General features: G+C 71.4%; 19 protein-coding genes and 1 pseudogene. 15 read left to right on the forward strand and 5 right to left on the reverse strand.

Annotation, left to right across the window (positions count from 1 at the left end):
* Positions 1–202 precede the first annotated feature (202 nt).
* The 5 genes from ACWEKM_RS26725 to ACWEKM_RS26745 all read left to right on the forward strand — a co-directional run bounded on the left by ACWEKM_RS26725 (position 203) and on the right by ACWEKM_RS26745 (position 5,282).
* Positions 203–667, forward strand: a complete 465-nt coding sequence (locus tag ACWEKM_RS26725) for a hypothetical protein (RefSeq protein WP_451623774.1) — start codon at positions 203–205, stop codon at positions 665–667.
* An 84-nt stretch (positions 668–751) separates the two neighbouring features.
* Positions 752–1,633, forward strand: a complete 882-nt coding sequence (locus ACWEKM_RS26730; protein ID WP_451623775.1) for a TatD family hydrolase — start codon at positions 752–754, stop codon at positions 1,631–1,633.
* A gap of 183 nt (positions 1,634–1,816) precedes the next feature.
* Entirely contained in the window at positions 1,817–3,238 is a 1,422-nt protein-coding gene (locus ACWEKM_RS26735) for a ubiquitin-like domain-containing protein (RefSeq protein ID WP_451623776.1), read from the forward strand.
* Positions 3,239–3,525: 287 nt separating this feature from the next.
* Positions 3,526–4,392, forward strand: coding sequence for a 16S rRNA (adenine(1518)-N(6)/adenine(1519)-N(6))-dimethyltransferase RsmA (gene rsmA / locus ACWEKM_RS26740; RefSeq protein ID WP_451623777.1), 867 nt, complete (start codon positions 3,526–3,528; stop codon positions 4,390–4,392).
* Positions 4,389–5,282: a 4-(cytidine 5'-diphospho)-2-C-methyl-D-erythritol kinase gene (locus ACWEKM_RS26745; RefSeq protein ID WP_451623778.1), complete on the forward strand. Its 894-nt coding sequence runs from the start codon at positions 4,389–4,391 to the stop codon at positions 5,280–5,282. The genes rsmA and ACWEKM_RS26745 overlap by 4 nt, the downstream gene beginning before the upstream one ends.
* A 12-nt stretch (positions 5,283–5,294) precedes the next feature.
* Here the strand turns inward: ACWEKM_RS26745 and ACWEKM_RS26750 are convergent, their stop codons facing one another.
* Positions 5,295–5,888 (reverse strand): Uma2 family endonuclease, encoded by a 594-nt coding sequence (locus ACWEKM_RS26750; protein WP_451623797.1) that lies wholly within the window; start codon positions 5,886–5,888, stop codon positions 5,295–5,297.
* A 157-nt stretch (positions 5,889–6,045) separates the two neighbouring features.
* Between ACWEKM_RS26750 and ACWEKM_RS26755 the strand changes: the two genes are divergently transcribed.
* From ACWEKM_RS26755 to ACWEKM_RS26775, 5 genes are all read left to right on the forward strand, one after another.
* Complete coding sequence (locus tag ACWEKM_RS26755) at positions 6,046–7,854, forward strand: ABC-F family ATP-binding cassette domain-containing protein (protein ID WP_451623779.1); 1,809 nt, start codon at positions 6,046–6,048, stop codon at positions 7,852–7,854.
* A gap of 269 nt (positions 7,855–8,123) precedes the next feature.
* On the forward strand, positions 8,124–9,932 hold the full coding sequence (locus ACWEKM_RS26760) for an outer membrane protein assembly factor BamB family protein (protein ID WP_451623780.1): 1,809 nt from the start codon (positions 8,124–8,126) through the stop codon (positions 9,930–9,932).
* The gene (locus ACWEKM_RS26765) at positions 9,929–10,102 is read left to right on the forward strand and encodes a hypothetical protein (protein WP_451623781.1); all 174 of its coding nucleotides are present in this window, start codon (positions 9,929–9,931) and stop codon (positions 10,100–10,102) included. The genes ACWEKM_RS26760 and ACWEKM_RS26765 overlap by 4 nt, the downstream gene beginning before the upstream one ends.
* Positions 10,099–11,973, forward strand: coding sequence for an outer membrane protein assembly factor BamB family protein (locus tag ACWEKM_RS26770; RefSeq protein WP_451623782.1), 1,875 nt, complete (start codon positions 10,099–10,101; stop codon positions 11,971–11,973). The genes ACWEKM_RS26765 and ACWEKM_RS26770 overlap by 4 nt, the downstream gene beginning before the upstream one ends.
* A gap of 279 nt (positions 11,974–12,252) precedes the next feature.
* Positions 12,253–12,960: a helix-turn-helix transcriptional regulator gene (locus ACWEKM_RS26775; RefSeq protein WP_451623783.1), complete on the forward strand. Its 708-nt coding sequence runs from the start codon at positions 12,253–12,255 to the stop codon at positions 12,958–12,960.
* A 31-nt stretch (positions 12,961–12,991) separates the two neighbouring features.
* Here ACWEKM_RS26775 and ACWEKM_RS26780 read toward each other — a convergent pair whose 3' ends face one another.
* Both ACWEKM_RS26780 and ACWEKM_RS26785 read right to left on the reverse strand, forming a co-directional pair.
* A complete protein-coding gene (locus ACWEKM_RS26780) occupies positions 12,992–13,375 on the reverse strand; it encodes a hypothetical protein (RefSeq protein WP_451623784.1) in 384 nt (127 codons plus the stop codon).
* Positions 13,376–13,403: 28 nt separating this feature from the next.
* On the reverse strand, positions 13,404–15,107 hold the full coding sequence (locus ACWEKM_RS26785) for a sodium:solute symporter family protein (protein ID WP_451623785.1): 1,704 nt from the start codon (positions 15,105–15,107) through the stop codon (positions 13,404–13,406).
* A gap of 125 nt (positions 15,108–15,232) precedes the next feature.
* Between ACWEKM_RS26785 and galT the strand changes: the two genes are divergently transcribed.
* Genes galT through galK form a run of 3 tightly spaced genes read left to right on the forward strand, consistent with a single transcriptional unit; the run spans position 15,233 to position 18,455 of the window.
* Positions 15,233–16,294: a galactose-1-phosphate uridylyltransferase gene (galT, locus tag ACWEKM_RS26790; RefSeq protein ID WP_451623786.1), complete on the forward strand. Its 1,062-nt coding sequence runs from the start codon at positions 15,233–15,235 to the stop codon at positions 16,292–16,294.
* Positions 16,291–17,259, forward strand: a complete 969-nt coding sequence (galE, locus tag ACWEKM_RS26795) for a UDP-glucose 4-epimerase GalE (protein WP_451623787.1) — start codon at positions 16,291–16,293, stop codon at positions 17,257–17,259. Before galT ends, galE begins: the two co-directional genes overlap by 4 nt.
* Positions 17,259–18,455: a galactokinase gene (gene galK / locus ACWEKM_RS26800; protein WP_451623788.1), complete on the forward strand. Its 1,197-nt coding sequence runs from the start codon at positions 17,259–17,261 to the stop codon at positions 18,453–18,455. Before galE ends, galK begins: the two co-directional genes overlap by 1 nt.
* Positions 18,456–18,464: 9 nt before the next feature.
* On the opposite strand, the gene ACWEKM_RS26805 is transcribed toward galK, so the two are convergent.
* On the reverse strand, positions 18,465–18,920 hold the full coding sequence (locus ACWEKM_RS26805) for a GNAT family N-acetyltransferase (protein WP_451623789.1): 456 nt from the start codon (positions 18,918–18,920) through the stop codon (positions 18,465–18,467).
* Positions 18,921–19,181: 261 nt separating this feature from the next.
* Here ACWEKM_RS26805 and ACWEKM_RS26810 point away from each other — a divergent pair, with 261 nt between their 5' ends.
* Together ACWEKM_RS26810 and ACWEKM_RS26815 are read left to right on the forward strand one after the other, a co-directional pair.
* Positions 19,182–19,955, forward strand: coding sequence for a LuxR C-terminal-related transcriptional regulator (locus ACWEKM_RS26810; protein WP_451623790.1), 774 nt, complete (start codon positions 19,182–19,184; stop codon positions 19,953–19,955).
* A gap of 432 nt (positions 19,956–20,387) precedes the next feature.
* Positions 20,388–20,561: pseudogene (locus ACWEKM_RS26815) on the forward strand (nucleoside triphosphate pyrophosphohydrolase); the annotation flags it as partial.
* A 27-nt stretch (positions 20,562–20,588) separates the two neighbouring features.
* Here the strand turns inward: ACWEKM_RS26815 and tamR are convergent.
* A complete protein-coding gene (tamR, locus tag ACWEKM_RS26820) occupies positions 20,589–21,086 on the reverse strand; it encodes a MarR family transcriptional regulator TamR (RefSeq protein ID WP_451623791.1) in 498 nt (165 codons plus the stop codon).
* Positions 21,087–21,170: the final 84 nt, after the last annotated feature.

The raw sequence follows: 21,170 nt of genomic DNA on the forward strand, positions 1-21,170 counted from the left end.
GCAAAGGCCGGGCCTGCTCGTCGGGGGTGGTACGGCAAGGAACCGCCAAATCGCCTCCAACACTCGACAGGGCTGGTGCATTCGACTCGGTGGAGGCGTCCACTGGTCGAAGGGGCGCACCCGCCCCTCGTCCCCGAGGGGATTCCGGGTGGAATCCCGAGTGCCGGGGACGCTTGTCCGGCGGACAAGAGGAGCAGCTGGCATGAGTGAGATCGCAGGGCAGACCGGCCTCCGCGGTGCGGCGACAGCCGTCGTTCACGAGTCGTATTCCTTCGCCTGCATGCGCTGCGGGCACGGCTGGGAGCAGTCGTACGAGATAGAGCACCACACGGACGCCGACGGTGCCGAGTTCGTCATATACGTGGCGAACGAACGGGTCGTCCCGTCGCCGCTGAGCCGGCCCGTCTGCCAGAACTGCGACGGCCGCGTGGTGCGGATCATGCGGGCCGGGCAGGTCTCTTCGGTGCTCGGCGCGGCGCACGGGCACCAGCACCGCACGCCCCCGGCCGGACCGGTCGAGGTCCCCGAGGTGCCGGCGGCGCGGACGGCCGAGCGGGAGGCGGAGCACCACCCCGAGTCTCCGGAGTACCCAGAGTCCCCGGAGCACCCGCACCGTCACTGGCATCTGTCCGATCTCCTCCATCCGTTCCAGCGCAAGGCGAGCTGACCTGCGTAGGCCGGGCTGACCTGGGCAGGGCGGGCCGCACTGCTCGCCGACCGGTGTGGCATGCCCCTTTCGTAGGATCGGGGCATGCCTTCGAACGCCGACAAGAACGCGGCCCCGCCGCTCCCGGAACCCCTCCGGGTGCCGGTCGCCGATTCCCACACCCATCTCGACATGCAGTCCGGCACGGTCGACGAGGGCCTCGCCAAGGCCGCGTCGGTGGGGGTGACGACGGTCGTCCAGGTCGGCTGCGACATCAAGGGTTCCCAGTGGGCCGCGGAGACCGCCGCGGCGTACGACGGCGTGCACGCGACCGTCGCCCTGCACCCCAACGAGGCCCCGCGCATCGTGCACGGCGACCCCGAGGGAGGCCGGTCCCGGCAGGGCGCCCGCGAGGCGGGCGGCGACGCGGCCCTGGACGAGGCGCTCGCCGAGATCGACCGGCTGGCCGGGCTGCCGCAGGTGAAGGGCGTCGGCGAGACGGGACTCGACTACTTCCGCACCGGCCCCGGGGGCAAGGCGGCCCAGGAGAGGTCCTTCCGCGCCCATATCGAGATCGCCAAGCGGCACGGCAAGGCCCTGGTCATCCACGACCGGGACGCGCACGCCGACGTGCTGCGCGTCCTCAAGGAGGAGGGCGCCCCCGAGCGCACCGTCTTCCACTGCTATTCGGGCGACGCGGCGATGGCCGAAGTGTGCGCCCGCGAGGGCTACTTCATGTCCTTCGCCGGGAACGTCACCTTCAAGAACGCCCAGCACCTGCGCGACGCCCTCGCCGTCGCCCCGCTGGAACTGGTCCTGGTGGAGACGGACGCGCCGTTCCTGACTCCGGCACCGTACCGCGGACGGCCCAACGCGCCCTACCTGGTTCCGGTGACGGTGCGTGCGATGGCCGCCGTGCGCGGCATCGACGAGGACGTGCTGGCGACGGCCCTCGGCGCGAACACGGCCCGCGCCTTCGCCTACTGATCGCCGGATGACTTCTCCCAACTGTCGGTAGTTGTGCCGTTTTGGAGAGTGACGGGTGCTCCGCTAGGTTCTGGGGGCCTTTTGGACCCCTTCTGGACCCCTTCTGGCCCTCTGGAGCGTGTCGGTGTGAGCAATCCGCAGTACGAGACGTATGGGACTCATGGGACGTACTGGGCTCATGGGATGTACGGACCGTATCGGCCGTACGAGACGTATGGGCCGTACGGGATGTACGTTCCGAACCCCCAGGGACCCGTCCCGGCGGCGGGGTACGGCACCTGGGAGGTGCCCGTCGCAGGCGGGGTGTACCGCGACAGCTACCGCGACACCTATCGCGGCGCCACCTACCGCGACACCTACCGGCCCGCCTACGAACAGCCCTTGCTGCCGCGGCAGGTGCCGAGTGGGACTGAGCCGACCCTGCGCGGGCCCGTCCTGCGCGAGCCCTGGACGCGCCCCCGGTCGGACCGGCGCGCCGCGCACCGGCGCCGGGAGCGCTACGCCCGGCGCTCGGATTCCACGATGCGCCGACTGGTGCCGCAGGCGCTGGTCGTCGCCTTCCTGGCCGGCGGCACCTCCGCGTTCGTCGCCAAGGACAAGGCGATCGAGCTGAGCGTCGACGGGAAGTCGCGCAGCCTGCACACCTTCGCGGACGACGTGACCGAACTGCTCGCCGAGGAGGGCGTGCCGGTGGGGGAGCACGACGTGATCACGCCCGCCCGCGGCTCGGCGCTCAGCAGCGGCGACGAGATCGCGGTGCGCTACGGGCGTCCCCTGCGGCTCACGATCGACGGTCAGCGGCGCCAGGTGTGGACGACGGCGCGCACCGTGGAGGGCGCGCTCAGACAGCTCGGGGTGCGCGCGGAGGGCGCGTATCTATCGGTCTCGCGCGCCCAGCCCATCGGGCGCGCCGGTCTCGCCCTCGACGTGCGCACCGAACGCGCGGTGACGGTCATCGCGGACGGCCGTGCCCGCACCGTCCGCACCAACGCGGCGACCGTCCGCGAGGCGGTCGAGCAGGCCGGGATCACCCTGCGCGGTCAGGACACCACGTCCGTGCCGCCGGGCGGTTTCCCGCGGGACGGACAGACGGTGACCGTGCTGCGGGTGACCGGCGCCAAGGAGGTCCGCGAGGAGCCGATCCCGTACCAGGTGCGCCGGACCAATGACCCCGCGCTGTTCCGGGGCATCGAGGTGGTCGACCGTGCCGGACAGCCGGGCGTGCTGCGCGTGACCTACCTCCTGCGGACCGTCAACGGGGTCCGGCAGAAGCCCCGTCGGGAGCGGGTCGAGGTTATCCGCGAGGCGCTCACCCAGCTGGTACGGGTGGGTATCAAGCAGCCGCCGCCCTCCGTCACGGGCGCCGAGGGACTGAACTGGCGCGCCCTCGCGGCCTGCGAGTCCGGCGGGCGGCCCGCCGCGGTGGACTCCTCGGGAACCTACGGCGGCCTCTATCAGTTCGACGCACGCACCTGGCACGGCCTGGGCGGCAAGGGGCATCCGCAGGACGCCCCGGCGGCGGAGCAGACGTACCGGGCGAAGAAGTTGTACGTGCGCCGGGGGACGAGCCCCTGGCCGCACTGCGGGTCACGGTTGTACGGGTGAGCGCCGCGGCCCCGCCGGACCGCTGCCCGCCGGACCGCTGCCCGCCGGACCGCTGCCCGCCGGACCGCTGCCCACCGGACTGCGAGGTTGCCCCGGCCGTGGGGCCGCCCGACCGAAGGGGCAGCCGGGCAGAGTGATCGGGCGGTCGAGTGGCTGAGTGGCTGGGCTGAGCCGGGCCGGGGGGCGGTGGGCCAGGGAGGGGTAAGCCAGGGAGGGCGGGCCCATCGGATGGTGGGCCGACCGGGCGGTGGGCCGAGGGGCCCGTCGCGGCCCCTTACCCTTGTGCCGTGAGCAGCCCCATCCCCGACGCCCTCCTCGGCCCCGCCGACATCCGTGAGCTGGCGGCAGCGCTGGGCGTACGCCCCACCAAGCAGCGCGGCCAGAACTTCGTGATCGACGCGAACACCGTCCGCCGTATCGTCCGCACCGCCGGGGTCCGCCCCGACGACGTGGTCGTCGAGGTCGGCCCGGGGCTCGGCTCCCTCACCCTGGCACTGCTGGAGGCCGCCGACCGGGTCACCGCCGTCGAGATCGACGATGTGCTGGCCGCCGCGCTGCCCGCCACGATCGCCGCGCGGATGCCGGAGCGCGCCGACCGTTTCGCGCTGGTGCACTCCGACGCGATGAACGTCGCCGTGCTGCCCGGCCCCGCCCCGACGGCGCTGGTCGCGAACCTGCCGTACAACGTGGCCGTGCCCGTGCTGCTGCATATGCTCGACACCTTCCCCGGCATCGAGCGGACGCTGGTGATGGTGCAGTCGGAGGTCGCGGACCGGCTCGCCGCCGCGCCCGGCTCGAAGGTGTACGGCGTCCCCTCCGTCAAGGCGAACTGGTACGCCGATGTGAAGCGGGCCGGGGCCATCGGGCGCAACGTCTTCTGGCCCGCGCCGAACGTGGACAGCGGCCTGGTCTCACTGGTGCGGCGGGCCGAGCCGGTCAAGACGACGGCGTCGAGGCGGGAGGTCTTCGCGGTCGTCGACGCGGCGTTCGCGCAGCGCCGCAAGACACTGCGGGCGGCGCTCGCCGGATGGGCCGGTTCCGCGGCCGCTGCCGAGGCGGCCCTCGTCGCCGCCGGGGTGTCGCCACAGGCACGCGGGGAGTCGCTGACGGTGGAGGAGTTCGCGCGGATCGCGGAGCACAAGGAGAGCAAGTGAGCGTCACGGTACGGGTCCCGGCCAAGGTCAACGTCCAGCTCGCCGTGGGCGCCGCCAGGCCCGACGGCTTCCACGACCTGGCCAATGTCTTCCTCGCGGTCGGCCTGTACGACGAGGTCACCGTGACCGCGGCGGACGAACTGCGGGTCACCTGCACGGGCCCGGACACCGGTCAGGTCCCGCTCGACCACACCAACCTCGCGGCGCGCGCCGCCCTCGCGCTCGCCGGGCGCCATGGCATCGAGCCCGCCGTGCACATCCACATCGCCAAGGACATCCCGGTGGCCGGCGGCATGGCGGGCGGCAGCGCGGACGGGGCGGGCGCGCTGCTGGCCTGCGACACGCTTTGGGGGACGGACACCTCGCAGGCCGAACTCCTCGACATCTGCGCCGAGTTGGGCAGCGATGTGCCGTTCAGCCTGCTCGGCGGGGCGGCCCTCGGCACCGGACGCGGCGAGCAGTTGACGGCGCTCGACGTCGGCGGCGTCTTCCACTGGGTGTTCGCCATGGCCGACCGCGGGCTGTCCACCCCGGCCGTCTTCCGTGAGTTCGACCGACTGGCCGAGGGCCGTGCCATCCCCGAGCCGGTCGTCTCCCAGCCGCTGCTCGACGCTCTGGCCAAGGGCGACTCCGAGGCCCTGGCCGCCGCCGTCTCCAACGACCTCCAGCCCGCCGCCCTGTCCCTCTTCCCGGAACTGGCGGAGACGCTGGCGGTGGGGCGCGCGGCGGGCGCCCTCGCGGCGCTGGTCTCCGGTTCGGGCCCGACCACCGCCTTCCTGGTCCATGACCCCGAGTCCGCGGAGAAGGTGGCGCGGGCGTTGCGGATGTCGGGGACGTGCAGGACGGTGCGGACGGCATCGGCGCCCGCACCGGGGGCGACGGTGCTCTGAGGCGCGGGTGGCTCAGAGGTTGTCGATGGCGGTCAGGTCGATGTCGATGGGGTAGGGCACGTCGACTTTGAGGTGATCGTGGTGGATGCCGGTCAAGGCGTACGTGCGGGTTGTCTGGGCCAGCTCGTAGACCTGTACGACTGGGCGGCTGTCCGGACCCGCCATCTCGACCAGCCAAAAGTGGCCGATGCCCGCTGCGGCGTACTTGTGCGGCTTGGTGTAGCGGTCGCGTGACTCGGACTCCGGGGAAATGACCTCGACGGCCAGAAGGACGTCCCCACCCTTGAAGTGGGTCTGCGTCGGCCCTGTCTTGGCGCTCGCCTTGATGACGGAGATGTCCGGCTCGGGCCCGTTGCGTTCGTCCAGTACGACGGTCATCTCGCGAGCGACTTTGAGTTCAGGCGGCAGAGTACTGCGCAGACCACTCGCCAGCAGATCGATCGCTGTGAAGTGGAAGTAGCGCTGCGGACTCACGAAGATCAGGCTCCCGTCGATCAACTCGGTGTGCGGCGGGAGATCCGGCAGCGTGAACAGGTCGTCCACGGTGTAGCCGTTCTGCGGCGGCACCGGCCACTGCACGTGGTGTTCGACGGACTCGGCGGTCATGGTTCCTCCCATGGACGGGATCCTGCTGCCTGCCCTCCACGGTAGCCGCCGAATCCCGATCACGTCATCACAAAGAGTGACCAACCCCGCGCGCCCCGCCCGCACCCCCGCAGGCCCTACGCTTGAAGGCTGATCGATCCCCGCGCACAGGAGTGAAATGGCCGTCAACCTGGTCAATGTCGAGAACGTCAGCAAGGTGTACGGCACGCGTGCGCTGCTGGACGGCGTCTCGCTCGGGGTGTCCGAAGGGGACCGGATCGGGGTCGTCGGACGCAACGGCGACGGCAAGACCACCCTCATTCGGATGCTCGCCAAGCTGGAGGAGGCCGACACCGGGCGGGTCACGCACTGCGGCGGGCTGCGGCTCGGCGTGCTCACGCAGTACGACTCCCTCGACCCGGCGGCCACCGTGCGCCACGAGGTCATCGGGGACCTCGCCGACCACGAGTGGGCGGGCAACGTCAAGGTCAGGGACGTGCTGACCGGCCTGTTCGGCGGGCTCGACCTGCCGGGCTTCCCCGCGGGCCTTGACACCGTCATCGGCCCGCTGTCCGGCGGGGAGCGGCGCCGGATCGCGCTCGCCAAGCTGCTCATCGAGGAGCAGGACCTGCTCGTCCTCGACGAGCCCACCAACCACCTGGACGTCGAGGGCATCGCCTGGCTGGCCGGGCATCTGCGGGAGCGGCGTTCGGCGCTGGTCTGCGTGACCCACGACCGCTGGTTCCTGGACCAGGTGTGCACCCGCATGTGGGACGTGCAGCGCGGCGCGGTCCACGAGTACGAGGGCGGCTACTCCGACTATGTCTTCGCCCGCGCCGAGCGCGAGCGCATCGCCGCCACCGAGGAGGTCAAGCGGCAGAACCTGATCCGCAAGGAGCTGGCCTGGCTGCGGCGCGGCGCACCCGCCCGGACCTCCAAGCCCCGGTTCCGGGTCGAGGCCGCCAACGACCTGATCAAGGACGTGCCGCCGCCCCGGGACAGTAGCGAGCTGATGAGGTTCGCCTCCTCACGGCTCGGCAGGACCGTCTTCGACCTGGAGGACGTGAGCGTCCAGGCCGGCCCCAAGATGCTGCTCAAGCACGTCACCTGGCAGCTCGGCCCCGGCGACCGCATCGGTCTGGTCGGGGTCAACGGTGCCGGGAAGACCTCCCTGCTGCGGGCCATGGCGGACGCGGCGCGGACCGACGGCGAGGCCCAGCCCGCGGGCGGCCGGATCGCCGTCGGCAAGACGGTCAAGCTCGCCTACCTCTCCCAGGAGGTCGCCGAACTCGACCCCGCCTGGCGGGTCCTGGAGGCCGTACAGCAGGTGCGCGAGCGGGTCGACCTCGGCAAGGGGCGCGAGCTGACCGCCGGGCAGCTGTGCGAGACGTTCGGCTTCACCAAGGAGAAGCAGTGGACGCCGGTGGGCGACCTGTCGGGCGGTGAGCGGCGGCGGCTGCAACTGCTGCGGCTGCTCATGGACGAGCCCAACGTCCTCTTCCTGGACGAGCCCACCAACGACCTCGACATCGAGACCCTGACCCAGCTGGAGGACGTCCTCGACGGCTGGCCCGGCTCGATGATCGTCATCTCCCACGACCGGTTCTTCGTAGAGCGCACCACCGACCGGGTGTACGCCCTGCTCGGCGACGCGACGCTGCGGATGCTGCCGCGCGGCATCGACGAGTACCTGGAGCGGCGCCGGCGCATGGAGGAGGCCGTGGCCGCCTCGGCCGCCGCCGCGGCGCCCAAGCCGGCGACGGCCGAGCGGAGCGCCGCCGACCAGCGGGCCGCGAAGAAGGAACTCCAGCGGATCGAGCGTCAGTTGGACCGCGTCTCCGAGCAGGAGACCAAGCTGCACGCGCAGATCGCCGAGCACGCCACCGACTTCGCGAAGGTGGCCGAACTCGACGCCCGGCTGCGCGACTTGGCGGCCGAGCGGGAGGAACTGGAGCTGCGTTGGCTGGAACTCGCGGACGACGCCTAGCCACGACGCGGGCTTCCGGCGGCGCGCACGCGCGGTGCACGCGCCGGGCGCGGGGCACTCGCGGGTGCGGCGTGAAGGGGGCGTGAAGACGCGTAACGGCAGCATCACGGGCCGGTCCTCCCTTGGGAACGGCGGTGCATCCGGCTCGGTCCGCGTTCGGTTCCGGGTGATAGAAAGGGCCGTCTGAGAACCGTTTGAGAACGCCTTGGGTCCATCGCGAACCTCAAGGGGCGTGGCTAAAAATCAGTGAACGAGGGGGAAGAGCGCTGATGACTCAGCCGCCCGACCAGCCGCCGCAGGGCGGTTTCGGAGCACCGCAAGGCCAGCCGCCGCAGGGCGGGGGATTCGGGGCCCCGCAGACCCCGCCCGCGCAGGGAGGTTTCGGCGCCCCCCAGGGCACCCCGCCCCCGCCCAACCAGCCGCCCCAGGCGCCGCCCCCGCCGCAACAGCAGCCGGGTTACGGCCATCCGCAGCAGCCCGGCCCGTACGCCCAGCCGGGGCCCTATGCCCAGCCCGGCCCGTACGGACAGCCGCAGCAGCCGGGGCCGTACGGACAGCAGCCCGGCTACGGCTACCCGCAGCAGCAGCAGCCGCAGCAGCCGCAGTACCCGGGCGCGCCCGGCACCCCGCCGCCCGGCGGGTCGTCCCGGAAGAAGACCGCGCTGATCGTCGGCGGTGCGGTGGCGGCGCTGCTCGTCATCGGCGGGACCGTCGTGTACGCGGTCGGCGGTGACGACGGCGGGAAGAAGCCGGTCGCCGAAAAGTCCGACGACGCCAAGCCCTCGGCCTCCGGGTCCGCCTCCGGTGACCCGGTCGACCCCGGTGACGGCACCGGAGGCGGCCGCTCGGACCCGGAGAACCTCAACGAGGGCCGCCAGCCCGGCGAGTCCCGGGTGCTCTGGTACAAGACGGCGCCCGACGCGCCCGGTTCCGGCGCCGAGGCGCCCGGCATGTGGATCACCGGCAAGACGGCGGTGAAGGCCGCGTACAAGCAGGTCTTCGCCTACGACGTCGCCGACGGCAAGCCCTCCTGGGACCCGATCACCTTCCCGCAGAAGATCTGCGCGGTCACTCCGCAGAAGACGACCGACGACAAGGTCGTCGTGGCGTACATGAGCGGATCGAGCGACCGTGCCAAGTGCAACCAGCTCCAGGTGATCGACCTCGGCACCGGCGAGAAGGGCTGGACCGGCACGGTCGCCGACGGCGCGCTGTTCGACAGCACCATCACCATCGAACTGACCATCAGCGGCAAGACGCTGATGGTGGGCCGCTCGCAGTCCGGCACGGCGTACGACATGGACAGCGGCCGGAAGCTGTACGACAAGACCAAGTACGGCAACGCCTGCTTCCCGACCGCGTTCGCGGGCGGCACGGACCGGCTGATCTCCGTGGCCTCGTGCGACGCCACCGGCAGCAACGAGCACGACGAGATCCAGGAACTCGACCCGGCCACCGGCAAGGTCAAGTGGACCCAGCCGGTCAAGAAGGGCTGGAAGGTCGCACGCACCTACTCCGTCGATCCGCTCGTGGTCTACATGACCAACGAGGACAAGAAGGCGTGGAACATCTCCACCTTCACCGGCAGCGGCGGCTTCCGCTCGGAGGTCAAGGTCGACGAGAAGTTCGCCCCCAGCTGCGGCTGGGCGATCCTCGCGCGCGAACTCCAGGGCTGTACCGGTGTCGCCGCCGACGCCGACACGCTCTACCTGCCCACCGACGCCGCAAGTGGTGCCAACGAGATCGTCGCGATCAGCCTCGCCGACGGCACGGAGAAGTGGCGCGTCAAGTCTCCGGCGGACGAGTCGATGGCGCCGCTCAAGGTCGAGGGCGGACAACTCGTCGCGTACGTCGAGCCGTCGTACGACGCGGGCGGCCAGGTCGTGTCGATCCCGACCGCGGGCGCCGCCCACAAGCCGGTCAAGCTGCTGCAGAACCCGCAGTCCACCGCGAACATCGAGAACAGCTTCTTCGACGGTGCCGTCGACTGGGTCGACGGGCGGTTCTACATCTCCTCCACCCGGCTCAACGGCAACGACGACTCGAAGGAGAAGCTGATGCTCGCCTTCGGCAAGTGAGCCCGGTGCGGTCCGGCGCGCACAGCGGCGCCGGACCGCACCGCATTCCCGTCGCCGTCTCCTTCGCCGTCCCTTTCGTCGTTGCTTTCGCCGTCGCTGCCGCCACCGGCGCCCTTGCCGCCGTCGCCGTCGCCGTCTTCGAGACTTTCTCCGAGGTGCATCCGTCATGAGCCAGCCGCCGCCCCCGCCCAACCAGCCGCCCCAGCAGGGCGGTTTCGGCCCGCCCCAGAACCAGCCGCCCCAGAACCAGCCGCCGCAGCAGCCCGCGCCGGGCGGCTTCGGCGCGCCCCAGCCGCCCCAGGCACCGCAGCCCGCGCAGGGCCCCGGCTATCCGCAGCAGCCGCCGCAGGCCCCCCAGACTCCGCCGCCCCCGCCGCCCGGCTACGGCTACCCCCAGGCGCCGCAGCCCCCGCAGCCTCCGCAGGGCGCGCCCCAGACGCCCCCCGGCTACGGCTACCCCGGCCAGCAGTCGAACCCGTACGCCCAGCCGAACACACCGGCCCAGCCGAACACGTATGGCCAGCAGCCCGGTTACGGCTACCCGGGTCAGTCGGGCATGCCGCCGCAGCCGCAGCCCGGCCCGCCCGGCGGCCCGGCGAAGTCCAAGGCGCCGCTGATCATCATCGTGTCGGCGGTCGTCGCCATCGCGCTGATCATCGGTGGCGGTCTCGTGTACTCGAACACGAAGTCTTCCGGTGACGACTCCGCGAAGAAGGACACGGCCAGTTCCAGCGGCGGCACCGGCGGCAAGGGCTCCAAGGGCGACTCGGGCGGCGGCTCCACCGGCGGCAAGGAGCAGGTGCCCGCCGACACCGCGTCCAAGGTCCTCTTCCAGGTCCCGCTGCCCACGACCGACGACACGGTCGTCACCTCCGGCTCCTGGCTCACCGACAAGGTATACGCCAAGAGCGGGATCGCCGAGATCGTCGGCTACGACCCCGCCAAGGGCACCAAGCTGTGGACGATCAAGCTGCCCGGCCCGGTGTGCGAGGCCACCGACCACATCACCTCGGACAACAAGACCGCGGTCGTCTTCCAGCCGCGGATGCCGGAGAAGAACTCCTCCGAGGGATGCAGCCAGCTCGCCCTGATCGACCTCGACGCGGGGACCAAGCTCTGGACGAAGACGGTCAACTCCGGTGACCGACCGATCAACTTCGATAACGTCACGATCGCCCAGAACACGGTCGCGGTCGGCAGCACCAGCGGCGGCGGCGCCTTCGACCTCTCCGGTAAGGCGCTGTGGCAGCCGAAGCCGACCGACACCTGCTACGACGCCGGGTACGGCGGCGGCGAGAAGCTGGTCGCGGTCCGCAAGTGCGGCAGCTACGACAACCGTCAGCTGCACATCCAGACCATCGACCCGAAGTCCGGGAAGGTGATCTCCGAGTACAAGATGACCGCGGGCATCGAATATGCGGCGATCGTCTCGACCGATCCGCTGGTGGTGGCCGCCGACGTCGGCGACAGCGCCGGTGACGGCAGCGGCATCTCCGACTACTTCTCCATCGACAACAAGACCGGCAAGCTGCGCGCCAGGATCTCGGCGCCCGGCGAGGACTTCGCCGGCCGCTGCGACGGCATCTCCCGGATCGAGTACTGCAAGCAGATCGCGGTCGGCGGCGACAAGCTCTACGTGCCGACCGAGGAGCACGACGGCAGCGGGCAGTACAGCAAGACCAACGAGATCGTCGCGTTCGACCTGGCCACCGGCAAGCAGACCGGCCAGCGCGCGGACGCCGGCGACGGCTACACGATCTCCCCGCTGCGCATGGACGGCGCCAACCTGATCGCGTACAAGCGTCCGCCGTACGACAAGGGCGGCCAGATCGTCAGCATCGACGGCAGCTCCTTCAAGGAGACCACGCTGCTGGAGAACCCGGCCACCAAGGCGGTGCGCGACGCGGAGACCAGCCTGCTGCCGGACTACGCGGAGATCCGCTACGCGCAGGGCCGCCTGTACATGTCGGCGGTGTTCGCCCACAAGCCCAGCGAGTACAGCAAGGAGTATCTGGCGGTCGCGTTCGGCGCGGGCGGCTGATCGCCGACGCGCCCCGGCTCGACGACCCCGCCTCGGCCCGACGGCCCCGTCCCGGTTCTGGGGCGGGGCCGTCCGCTTCCCCTCCCACCACCTCGAATGCCGGGAAAGCAAGAGATTCCTCCGATCCGGGGCACTTCTCGTCAGTAGGGGCAGCGCGACGTCGAACAAGCGTGTAGCTTCCGGGGACATGAGGGACGAGGCGCCGGGGGGCCCTCTGTCCACGGGGACCGGTGGGCATCCATAGTGGGGGCTCCATGGGGGGGACTGGGGGGTTGCTCTATGGGAGTGCGGCTCATGGTGGTCGACGACCACCGATTGCTCGCCGAGGCGCTGGCCTCGGCACTGAAGCTGCGCGGGCACCGGGTGCTCGCCGCGGCGGCGCCGTCCGTGGGCGCGGCCGATCTGGTGATCAGCCGCGCGCCCGAGGTGTGCCTGCTGGGTACGGCGGCGCCGGGCGAGCCGGGGACCTTCGACCCGGTGGTGAAGATCAAGCGGGAGAGGCCGCAGGTCGCGGTCGTGGTCCTGGGCCCCGTGCCGTCGCCGCGCGGGATCGCCGCGGCCTTCGCGGCCGGCGCGTCCGGGTATGTGCGGCACGACGAGCGGATAGAGGGGGTCGAGCGGGCGATCATGAAGGCCCGGGCGGGGGAGGCGGCCGTCGCTCCGCAACTGCTCCAGGGCGCCTTCGGCGAGCTGCTCAATCCCGCCGCCCAGCCCGATGACGAGGGCCAGCGGCTGTTGGAGATGCTCACCCCGCGCGAGGTGGAGGTCCTGGTCCGGGTCGCGGACGGCGAGGACACCCGGCTGATCGCCGTCGGCATGGGCATCGCCCCGTCGACCGCCCGGACGCATGTCCAGCGGGTGCTGATGAAACTGGGCGTGGGCTCCCGGCTGGAGGCAGCGGCCCTGGCCGCCCGCACCGGCCTCCTGGACCGCGCGGCCCCCTACTCCGACAGCACCCCCCACCCACCTCCGGGCCCGGAGTCCTAGCGACACCGGCCCCGAAGTGGTCGGGGGCGTGTCACTCCGGAGGTGTGGTGTCCTGCGGGACCGGGGGGAGGGTGGGGCGGAGCTTCAGCCAGGCCAGGAAGAACAGGCCCAGGAGCAGCATCCCGAGGCCGGTCCACAGGTTGATGTTGACGCCCTGCGCCTTGTCGATGGCCGCCTGCGAGTCGGTGATGCCGACGACGGTGACGATGATGCCGTAGACGATGAACAGGCCGCCGATGATGCGGCGCAGGTCGAAGATGCGGGCGGCGGTCGCGGACCTCTGCTCCAGCTCGGTGACCTCCCGCTGGACGTCCTGCTCGGAGTATCCGGAGCGGTCGTAGTGCTCGGAGTGGTCGGACCACTCGGAGCGCTCGGAATGCCTGGAGCGCCTGGAGTGCTCGGAGTGGTCGGTCATGGTTCCTCAACTCGCCTTCGGACGGCCGTCAGAACGAGAACGGGACGTAGCAGACGGCGGCCAGCACCACCGCGCCCCAGCCCAGCAGGGCCGGCTTGCGGTACCAGGCGTCGTCGCCGGCGGCGGGGGGCTCGGCCGTCCCCGGGGACCTGGTGCCGTAGACCAGCCCCTGCAACTCCTCGGCCGGCTTCGGCTCGGTGAACAGTGACACGGCCACCATGACCACCGCACCGGCGACGAAGCCCGCGATCGCGGAGACGAAGTTGGCGCCCTGGTCGGAGGGGATGCCGATGACGTCCTTCTTGTACATCACAAAGTAGTTGACCATCGCGGTCACGGTCCCGGCGAGCAGGCCCCAGAAGCCGGATCGGGCGGACGCCCGCTGCCAGAACATGCCGACGACGAAGACCACGAACATCGGCACGTTGAAGAAGGAGAACAGCGTCTGGAGATAGCTCATGATGTTCGAGAACGAGGACGCCAGGAACGCCGTGCCGATCGAGGCGAGGACGCCGATCGCCGTGATCAGCCGGCCGAAGCGGACGTAGTACCCGTCCGCGCGGCCCCTGACCGCGTACTTCGCCCAGATGTCGTTGGTGAACACCGTGTTGAAGGACGACACATTGGCCGCCATACCGGCCATGAAGGCGGCCAGCAGACCCGTCACCGCGATGCCGAGCACGCCGTTGGGCAGCAGTTCCTGCATCAGATAGGGGATGGCGTCGTTGTACTGCAGCCCCGACGCCGAGGTGCCGATGTCCGGTACGAGCGCGGCGGCCACCAGGCCCGGGATCATCACCAGGAAGACGATGAAGATCTTCGGGTAGGCGGCGATCAGCGGGGTGCGCCGGGCGGCGGAGAGGTTCTTCGCGGACAGCGCCCGCTGCACCTCGGCGAAGTTGGTCGTCCAGTAGCCAAAGGACAGCACGAAGCCCAGACCGAGCACGATGGTCAGCCAGTTGGCGCCGAGCGGGTTGATGTGCCCGATGCCGGTGCCGCCCCACGCGGTGGTGAAGTCGTCCCCGTGGGCCGCGGTGAGCCGGTCGGTCAGCCCGCCCCAGCCGCCGGCCTTCTTCAGGCCGAGGAGGGTGATCGGGATGAGGGCCGCCAGGATCACGAAGAACTGGAGGACCTCGTTGTAGATCGCGGAGGAGAGGCCGCCGAGCGTGATGTACGCCAGCACGAAGAAGCCGGCGACCACGACGGCCACCCACTGCGGCCAGCCCAGCAGCGCCTCGACGACGATCGCGAGCGCGTAGAGGTTCACACCGGCGATCAGGATCGCGGCGAGCGCGAACAGGACCGAACTCAGCAGGTGCGCCCACCGGTCGAAGCGCAGCAGCAGGAACTCGGGGACCGAGCGGACCTTGCTGCCGTAGTAGAACGGCATCATCACCAGGCCGAGGAAGACCATGGCCGGGATGGCGCCGATCCAGTACCAGTGGACGGTGTAGGCGCCGTACTGGGCGCTGTTGGCCGCCATGCCGAGGATCTCGGTGGCGGCGAGATTGGCGGAGATGAAGGCGAGACCGGTGATCCAGGCGGGCAGCGAGCGTCCGGAGAGAAAGAAGTCGAGGCTGGTCCTGACCGAGCGCCGGGCGGCGAAACCGATGCCCAGGACGACGACGAAGTAGATCGCCAGGATCGTGTAGTCCAGCCAGTTGGTGGGGAGCCGTAGCCCCGCGGCCGGAGAGGTGGGGGTTGGTGAGGGGGGTGGTGTGGGGGTGGCCATGCGTACTCGCTTCGTCGCGTGCACTGGTCCGCAGCGGAACCTATGCCTCTGCTCTGTCGAGTTGTGCTCTGTTATGTTTGATTGTGTTGAGTGAGTGATGGGGTGCGGGCATAGAGGAGTCCGGTGTGAAGAAGACCTCGACCCGGCTGGCCGACGGTCGTGAACTGATCTACTACGACCTGCGGGACGACGCGGTGCGCGGCGCGCTGGACCGCCGGCCGCTCGAACGGACCGTGACGACCTCCGAGATCCGCCAAGACCTGCTGCTCGGCGACGCCGTCGCGGTCGCCTCGCACCGCCAGGGCCGCACCTACCACCCGCCGGCCGACGAGTGCCCGCTGTGCCCCACGCGGGGCGACCGGCTGAGCGAGATCCCCGACTCCTCGTACGACGTCGTCGTCTTCGAGAACCGCTTCCCGTCGCTGGCCGGTGACTCCGGCCGCTGCGAGGTCGTCTGCTTCACCGCGGACCATGACACCTCCTTCGCGGACCTGAGCGAGGACCAGGCCCGTCTCGTCCTGGACGCGTGGACGGACCGGACCTTGGAGCTGTCCCAGCTGCCCTCCGTGGAGCAGGTGTTCTGTTTCGAGAACCGCGGCGCGGAGATCGGCGTGACGCTCGGGCACCCGCACGGCCAGATCTACGCCTACCCCTTCACCACCCCGCGTACCGCGCCGATGCTGCGGTCACTGGCGGTCCACAAGGAGGCGACCGGCGGCGAGAACCTCTTCGACGCCGTCCTGGAGGGTGAACTCGCCGATCAGCGGGTCGTCCTGGAGGGTGAACACTGGGCGGCCTTCGTGCCGTACGCGGCGCACTGGCCGTACGAGGTCCACCTGTACCCGAAGCGCCGGGTCCCCGATCTGCTCGGCCTGGACGAGGCGGCCCGCACAGAGTTTCCCCAGGTTTATCTGGAACTCTTGAAGCGCTTCGACCGGATCTTCGGCGAGGGTGAGCCCCGGACGCCCTACATCGCGGCCTGGCACCAGGCCCCGTTCGGCACGCTGGACGAGTTCGACGGTGTGATGCGCGACGACTTCGCGCTCCACCTGGAGCTTTTCACCGTCCGCCGGACATCGGGCAAGCTGAAATTCCTCGCGGGCTCCGAGTCGGGCATGAGCGTGTTCATCAACGATGTGCCGCCGGAGCGCGCGGCCGAGCGACTGCGAGAGGTAGCGAGTTCATGAGCGGCAAGTATCTGGTCACCGGGGGCGCGGGCTACGTCGGCAGCGTGGTGGCCCAGCATCTGCTGGAGGCCGGTCATGAGGTCACCGTCCTCGACAACCTCTCCACCGGCTTCCGCGCGGGCGTCCCCGCCGGGGCCGCCTTCGTCGAGGGCGACATCCGCGACGCCGCCAAGTGGCTCGACGCCTCCTACGACGGCGTCCTGCACTTCGCCGCCTTCTCCCAGGTCGGCGAGTCGGTCGTGAAGCCCGAGAAGTACTGGGACAACAACGTCGGCGGCACCATGGCGCTGCTCGGTGCCATGCGCGAGGCGGGCGTGCGCAAGCTGGTCTTCTCCTCCACGGCCGCCACCTACGGCGAACCGGATGAGGTCCCGATCGTCGAGACCGCGCCGACGAAGCCGACCAGCCCTTACGGCGCCACCAAGCTGGCCGTCGACCACATGATCACGGGCGAGGCGACGGCCCACGGCCTCGGCGCGGTGTCCCTGCGCTACTTCAACGTGGCGGGCGCATATGGCGCGTACGGCGAGCGGCACGACCCCGAGTCGCATCTGATTCCCCTCGTGCTCCAGGTCGCCCAGGGCAGGCGCGACGCCCTCTCGGTGTACGGCGACGACTACCCGACCCCGGACGGCACCTGCATCCGCGACTACCTCCACGTCGCCGACCTGGCCGAGGCCCATCTGCTGGCGCTGCGGGCCGCCACCCCGGGAGAGCACCTGATCTGCAACCTCGGCAACGGCAACGGCTTCTCGGTGCGCGAGGTCGTCGAGACCGTCCGCCGGGTCACCGGCCACCCCATCCCGGAGGCGGTCGCCCCGCGCCGCGGCGGCGACCCGGCGGCGCTGGTGGCATCGGCGCGGACGGCGCGCGAGAAGCTGGGCTGGCACCCGTCCCGCGCGGACCTCGCAGGGATCGTCGCGGACGCATGGGAGTTCGCGCAGAGCATCGCGGAGGAACGGTAGTGGGGGCACGGACACAGCAGGTGCGGGACGACTTCGTCGGGCTGTACGGAGCCGAGCCGGAGGGCGTCTGGGCGGCGCCCGGCCGGGTCAATCTGATCGGCGAGCACACCGATTACAACGACGGCTTCGTGATGCCGTTCGCGCTGCCGCACACCACCCTCGCGGCCGTCTCGCGCCGCACCGACGGCGTGCTGCGGCTGCACTCGGCGAACACCGAAGACGCCGCGGGCGGTGCGGGCCGTACCGGCGGCGCCGGCGGGGTCGTGGAACTCCCGCTCGACGCGCTGGCCCCGGCGTCGGACCGGAACTGGACGGCATACCCCGCGGGCGTGGTCTGGGCCCTGCGCGAGGCGGGCCACCCGGTGACCGGCGCCGACATCCATCTGGCCTCGACGGTCCCGACGGGCGCCGGCCTGTCGTCGTCGGCGGCCCTGGAGGTCGTGGTCGCGCTGGCCCTCAACGACCTGTACGGACTCGGCCTCAAGCCCTGGCGGTTGGCCCGCCTGTGCCAGCGCGCCGAGAACGTCTACGTCGGCGCGCCCACCGGCATCATGGACCAGACGGCCGCCGCGTGCTGCGCCGAGAGTCACGCCCTGTTCCTGGACACCCGTGATCTGGCCCAGCGTCAGATCCCGTTCGATCTGGCCACCCAGGACATTCGCCTGCTGGTCGTCGACACCCAGGTCAAACACGCCCACAGCGACGGCGAGTACGGCAAGCGGCGGGCCGGCTGCGAGAAGGGCGCGGCCCTGCTGGGCGTGGACGCGCTGCGGGACGTGCCGTACGACGGGCTCGACGACGCGCTGGCCCGGCTCGGCGACGAGGAGGAGGTGCGCCGACTGGTGCGCCACGTCGTCACCGAGGACGAGCGGGTGGAGCGGGTCGTGTCCCTGCTGGAGTCGGGCGACGCCCGCGCCATCGGCCCCGTGCTGACCGAGGGCCACGCCTCCCTGCGGGACGACTTCCGCATCTCCTGCCCCGAACTGGACCTGGTGGTCGACACGGCGCTGGCGGCGGGCGCGCTGGGCGCGCGGATGACCGGCGGCGGTTTCGGCGGCTCGGCGATCGTCCTGGCCGAGGCGGGCGACGTCGACGCGATCACCAAGGCGGTCGAGGCCGCGTTCGCCACGGCCGACTTCACGGCGCCGCGCGTCTTCGCGGCGACCCCCGCGGCGGGCGCCCGCCGGCTGGTGTGACCAGCGGGATCAGCCCAGTCGCCTGGTCAGCGTGTACTCGGTGATCCCCGGCGGATAGTCGGGGATCACGCACACCACCTCGTAGCCCCGCCTGCGGTAGAACTCCGGGGCCTGGAAGTCCCAGGTCTCCACGCGGGCCGCCCGGCAGCCCCGGTCCTCACCGGCCAGCCGTTCGGCCTCGGTGAGCAGGCGCGTGCCGAGGCCCGCCCCGCGGCATGGCGCGTCGACCCAGAGGTAGGTCACATGCAGCCAGGCCGCCCAGGTGTGGCCGACCAGTCCGCCGGCCAGTCCGCCCGCCTTGTCCAGCGCCCAGACATGGAGGGGGACTTCGCGTTCGCCGGGGGTGCCGCGCAGGGCGGCCAGGACGGGGGACGCCGCCGTATTGGTCTCCCGCAGCCGGGAACGGAGCAGATTGCGTCGGGCCTTGTCGACTTCTGCCTCAATACGAAACATGCGGCACACCATAAACGCGTCGGGTGGCCCAGTTCTGCAAATTACCTTCCGCCGACGGCGCCCGGCCGTACCCTGATGAGCGGTGCCGGTGGGGGCCGGTGCTGATCAGGGGGCGAGACAGGCGGGTACGACGCCCATGGCGGGGGTAGCAGTGACTGCACGGCGGCGGCCGTGTGGCCGGTCCCGCCAGCCACAGCGTCGTATCCGCGAGGTCGTCGTTCCTCGGACCTTGGGGTATCCCCTGCTCTTCGGGAGCGTGGGGAAGGGGGTTTCATGGTTCGCATCCGAGTCCTGGTCGTGGACGACCACCGCATCTTCGCCGAGTCGCTCGCCGCGGCCCTGGCCGCCGAGCCGGACGTGGAGGTCGCCGCGGCCGGCAGCGGTCCGGCGGCGCTGCGCTGCCTGGAGCGGGCGGCCGGCGAGGGCCGCCGCTTCGATGTGCTGCTCGTCGACGCCGACCTGGGCGGCCATGTGCCGGGCGCCCGGTCGGCGGTGCCGGTGCAGGCGAGCAACGAAGAGGGGCTGGTGGACGGGATCTCGCTGGTCGCGGGCGTCCGTTCGGCACACCCCGGCGTACGGACCGTGGTCCTCGCCGAGCGGGACGACCCGCGCCGCGCCGCCCTCGCGCTCCAGGCCGGTGCCTGCGGCTGGGTCGCCAAGGACTGCTCGCTGTCGCGGCTGCTCAATGTCATCCGGGGCGTCCTGCGGGACGAGACGCATCTGCCGCCCGCGCTGCTCACCGGTGTACTGCGCGAACTGACCGCCGCCCGTAAGCACCGCACCGAGAGCGAGCGGCTGGTCGAGTCGCTCACCCCGCGGGAGCGGGAGGTGCTGCGCTGCATGGTCGCCGGGCTCGGCCGCAAGGCGGTCGCCGAGCGGCTGTTCCTGTCCCCGCACACGGTGCGCACCCATATGCAGAACGTCCTCGGCAAGCTGGGCGTCCACTCCACCCTCGCCGCCGTCGCCCTGGCCCGCCGCGCGGGAGTGGGACCGGTCGACCTGGAGCCCACCGGACGACTCAGGCCGGAGGAGACCAACAGCGCCTGACCGATCCGGCCGGGTGGTCTGGCGCCTGCGGCGGGCGGGCGGTGGGTCGGGGAGCGGACGCGGCGAGGGGCGCGGCTCGCCGGGTGCGGTCGGGCGCGGGGGAGTCGATGCGTGGCGAGTACGCGGCGGGGCGCGGTTGTCCGGAGAGGCTCGGGGAGTGCGCGTGGGCCCGCGGCAGTGGGCGGTCGGGGTGCGGATGTTACGGGGTGTGCGGCTCGTCGGGTGCGGTCGGGCGCGGGGGAGTCGATGCGTGGCGAGTACGCGGCGGGGCGCGGTTGTCCGGAGAGGCTCGGGGAGTGCGCGTGGGCCCGCGTCGGCGTGCGTCTTGCGATTCGGCCGGGTGGTCTGGCGCCTGCGGCGGCCGTGGGCAGGCGGAGAGGGGACGCGGCGGGCGCGGGGGTGCGTGTGGGCCCGCATCGGCCCGCCTGGTAGGCGCTGCGCGCAGCCGCTCGGGTGTTGTGCGTGGACGGGGCGCATCCGCAGCTGCCCTGTCTGCGGGAGGGTGGCACATCCGTCGAGGGGGCGTCCCCGTCCGCCGCGGAGCTGGTCGACGCCTGTGCCGGCGGGCACACGGTGGTGGTCGTCGCGACCGGCGAGGGCGAACCGGTGCGGGAGCGTCCGCCCGTGGCCGCCCTAACCGGGGATGTTGTCGAACGGGGCGGTCAACTGGCGTAGCAGCGCAGCCAGTTCGGTGCGCTGGGCGCGGGAGAGTTCCGCGAGGATCGCCCGCTCCTGTGCCAGCAGGCCCGCCAGCGCCTGGTCCGCGCGGTCCTGGCCCTCCCGGGTGAGGCGGACCAGCACACCGCGCCGGTCGCTGGGGTCGGGCAGCCGCTCGACCAGGCCCTTCTTGGCCAGCCGGTCGATGCGGTTGGTCATCGTTCCCGAGGTGACCAGGGTCTGGGTGAGCAGCTGCCCGGGAGAGAGCTGGTAAGGGTCGCCCGCCCGTCTGAGCGCGGTCAGGACGTCGAACTCCCAGGGCTCCAGATGATGCTCGGCGAAGGCCAGCCGGCGTGCCCGGTCCAGGTGCCGGGCCAGCCTGCTGACCCGGCTCAGCACCTCAAGCGGTTCCACGTCGAGGTCCGGGCGTTCCCGGCGCCACGCTGCGACCAGCCGATCGACCTCGTCCTCCATGCCGATCAGTGTAGTGGTTGTGTCGACATGAAGTCTCTTGGAGCCAAGTATCTTGACGTCAAGGCATATGGAGGGGAGAGTGGC

The sequence above is a fragment of the Streptomyces sp. NPDC004752 genome (genome assembly GCF_053601275.1).

What these genes read in the sequence shown, in the direction of transcription:
- ACWEKM_RS26725 (WP_451623774.1), top strand. Translation starts at nt 203, where the DNA reads ATGAGTGAGATCGCAGGGCAGACCGGCCTCCGCGGTGCGGCGACAGCC.
- ACWEKM_RS26730 (WP_451623775.1), top strand. Translation starts at nt 752, where the DNA reads ATGCCTTCGAACGCCGACAAGAACGCGGCCCCGCCGCTCCCGGAACCC.
- ACWEKM_RS26735 (WP_451623776.1), top strand. Translation starts at nt 1,817, where the DNA reads ATGTACGGACCGTATCGGCCGTACGAGACGTATGGGCCGTACGGGATG.
- ACWEKM_RS26750 (WP_451623797.1), bottom strand. Translation starts at nt 5,888, where the DNA reads ATGACCGCCGAGTCCGTCGAACACCACGTGCAGTGGCCGGTGCCGCCG.
- ACWEKM_RS26755 (WP_451623779.1), top strand. Translation starts at nt 6,046, where the DNA reads ATGGCCGTCAACCTGGTCAATGTCGAGAACGTCAGCAAGGTGTACGGC.
- ACWEKM_RS26760 (WP_451623780.1), top strand. Translation starts at nt 8,124, where the DNA reads ATGACTCAGCCGCCCGACCAGCCGCCGCAGGGCGGTTTCGGAGCACCG.
- ACWEKM_RS26770 (WP_451623782.1), top strand. Translation starts at nt 10,099, where the DNA reads ATGAGCCAGCCGCCGCCCCCGCCCAACCAGCCGCCCCAGCAGGGCGGT.
- ACWEKM_RS26775 (WP_451623783.1), top strand. Translation starts at nt 12,253, where the DNA reads ATGGGAGTGCGGCTCATGGTGGTCGACGACCACCGATTGCTCGCCGAG.
- ACWEKM_RS26780 (WP_451623784.1), bottom strand. Translation starts at nt 13,375, where the DNA reads ATGACCGACCACTCCGAGCACTCCAGGCGCTCCAGGCATTCCGAGCGC.
- ACWEKM_RS26785 (WP_451623785.1), bottom strand. Translation starts at nt 15,107, where the DNA reads ATGGCCACCCCCACACCACCCCCCTCACCAACCCCCACCTCTCCGGCC.
- galE (WP_451623787.1), top strand. Translation starts at nt 16,291, where the DNA reads ATGAGCGGCAAGTATCTGGTCACCGGGGGCGCGGGCTACGTCGGCAGC.
- ACWEKM_RS26805 (WP_451623789.1), bottom strand. Translation starts at nt 18,920, where the DNA reads ATGGTGTGCCGCATGTTTCGTATTGAGGCAGAAGTCGACAAGGCCCGA.
- ACWEKM_RS26810 (WP_451623790.1), top strand. Translation starts at nt 19,182, where the DNA reads ATGGTTCGCATCCGAGTCCTGGTCGTGGACGACCACCGCATCTTCGCC.
- tamR (WP_451623791.1), bottom strand. Translation starts at nt 21,086, where the DNA reads ATGGAGGACGAGGTCGATCGGCTGGTCGCAGCGTGGCGCCGGGAACGC.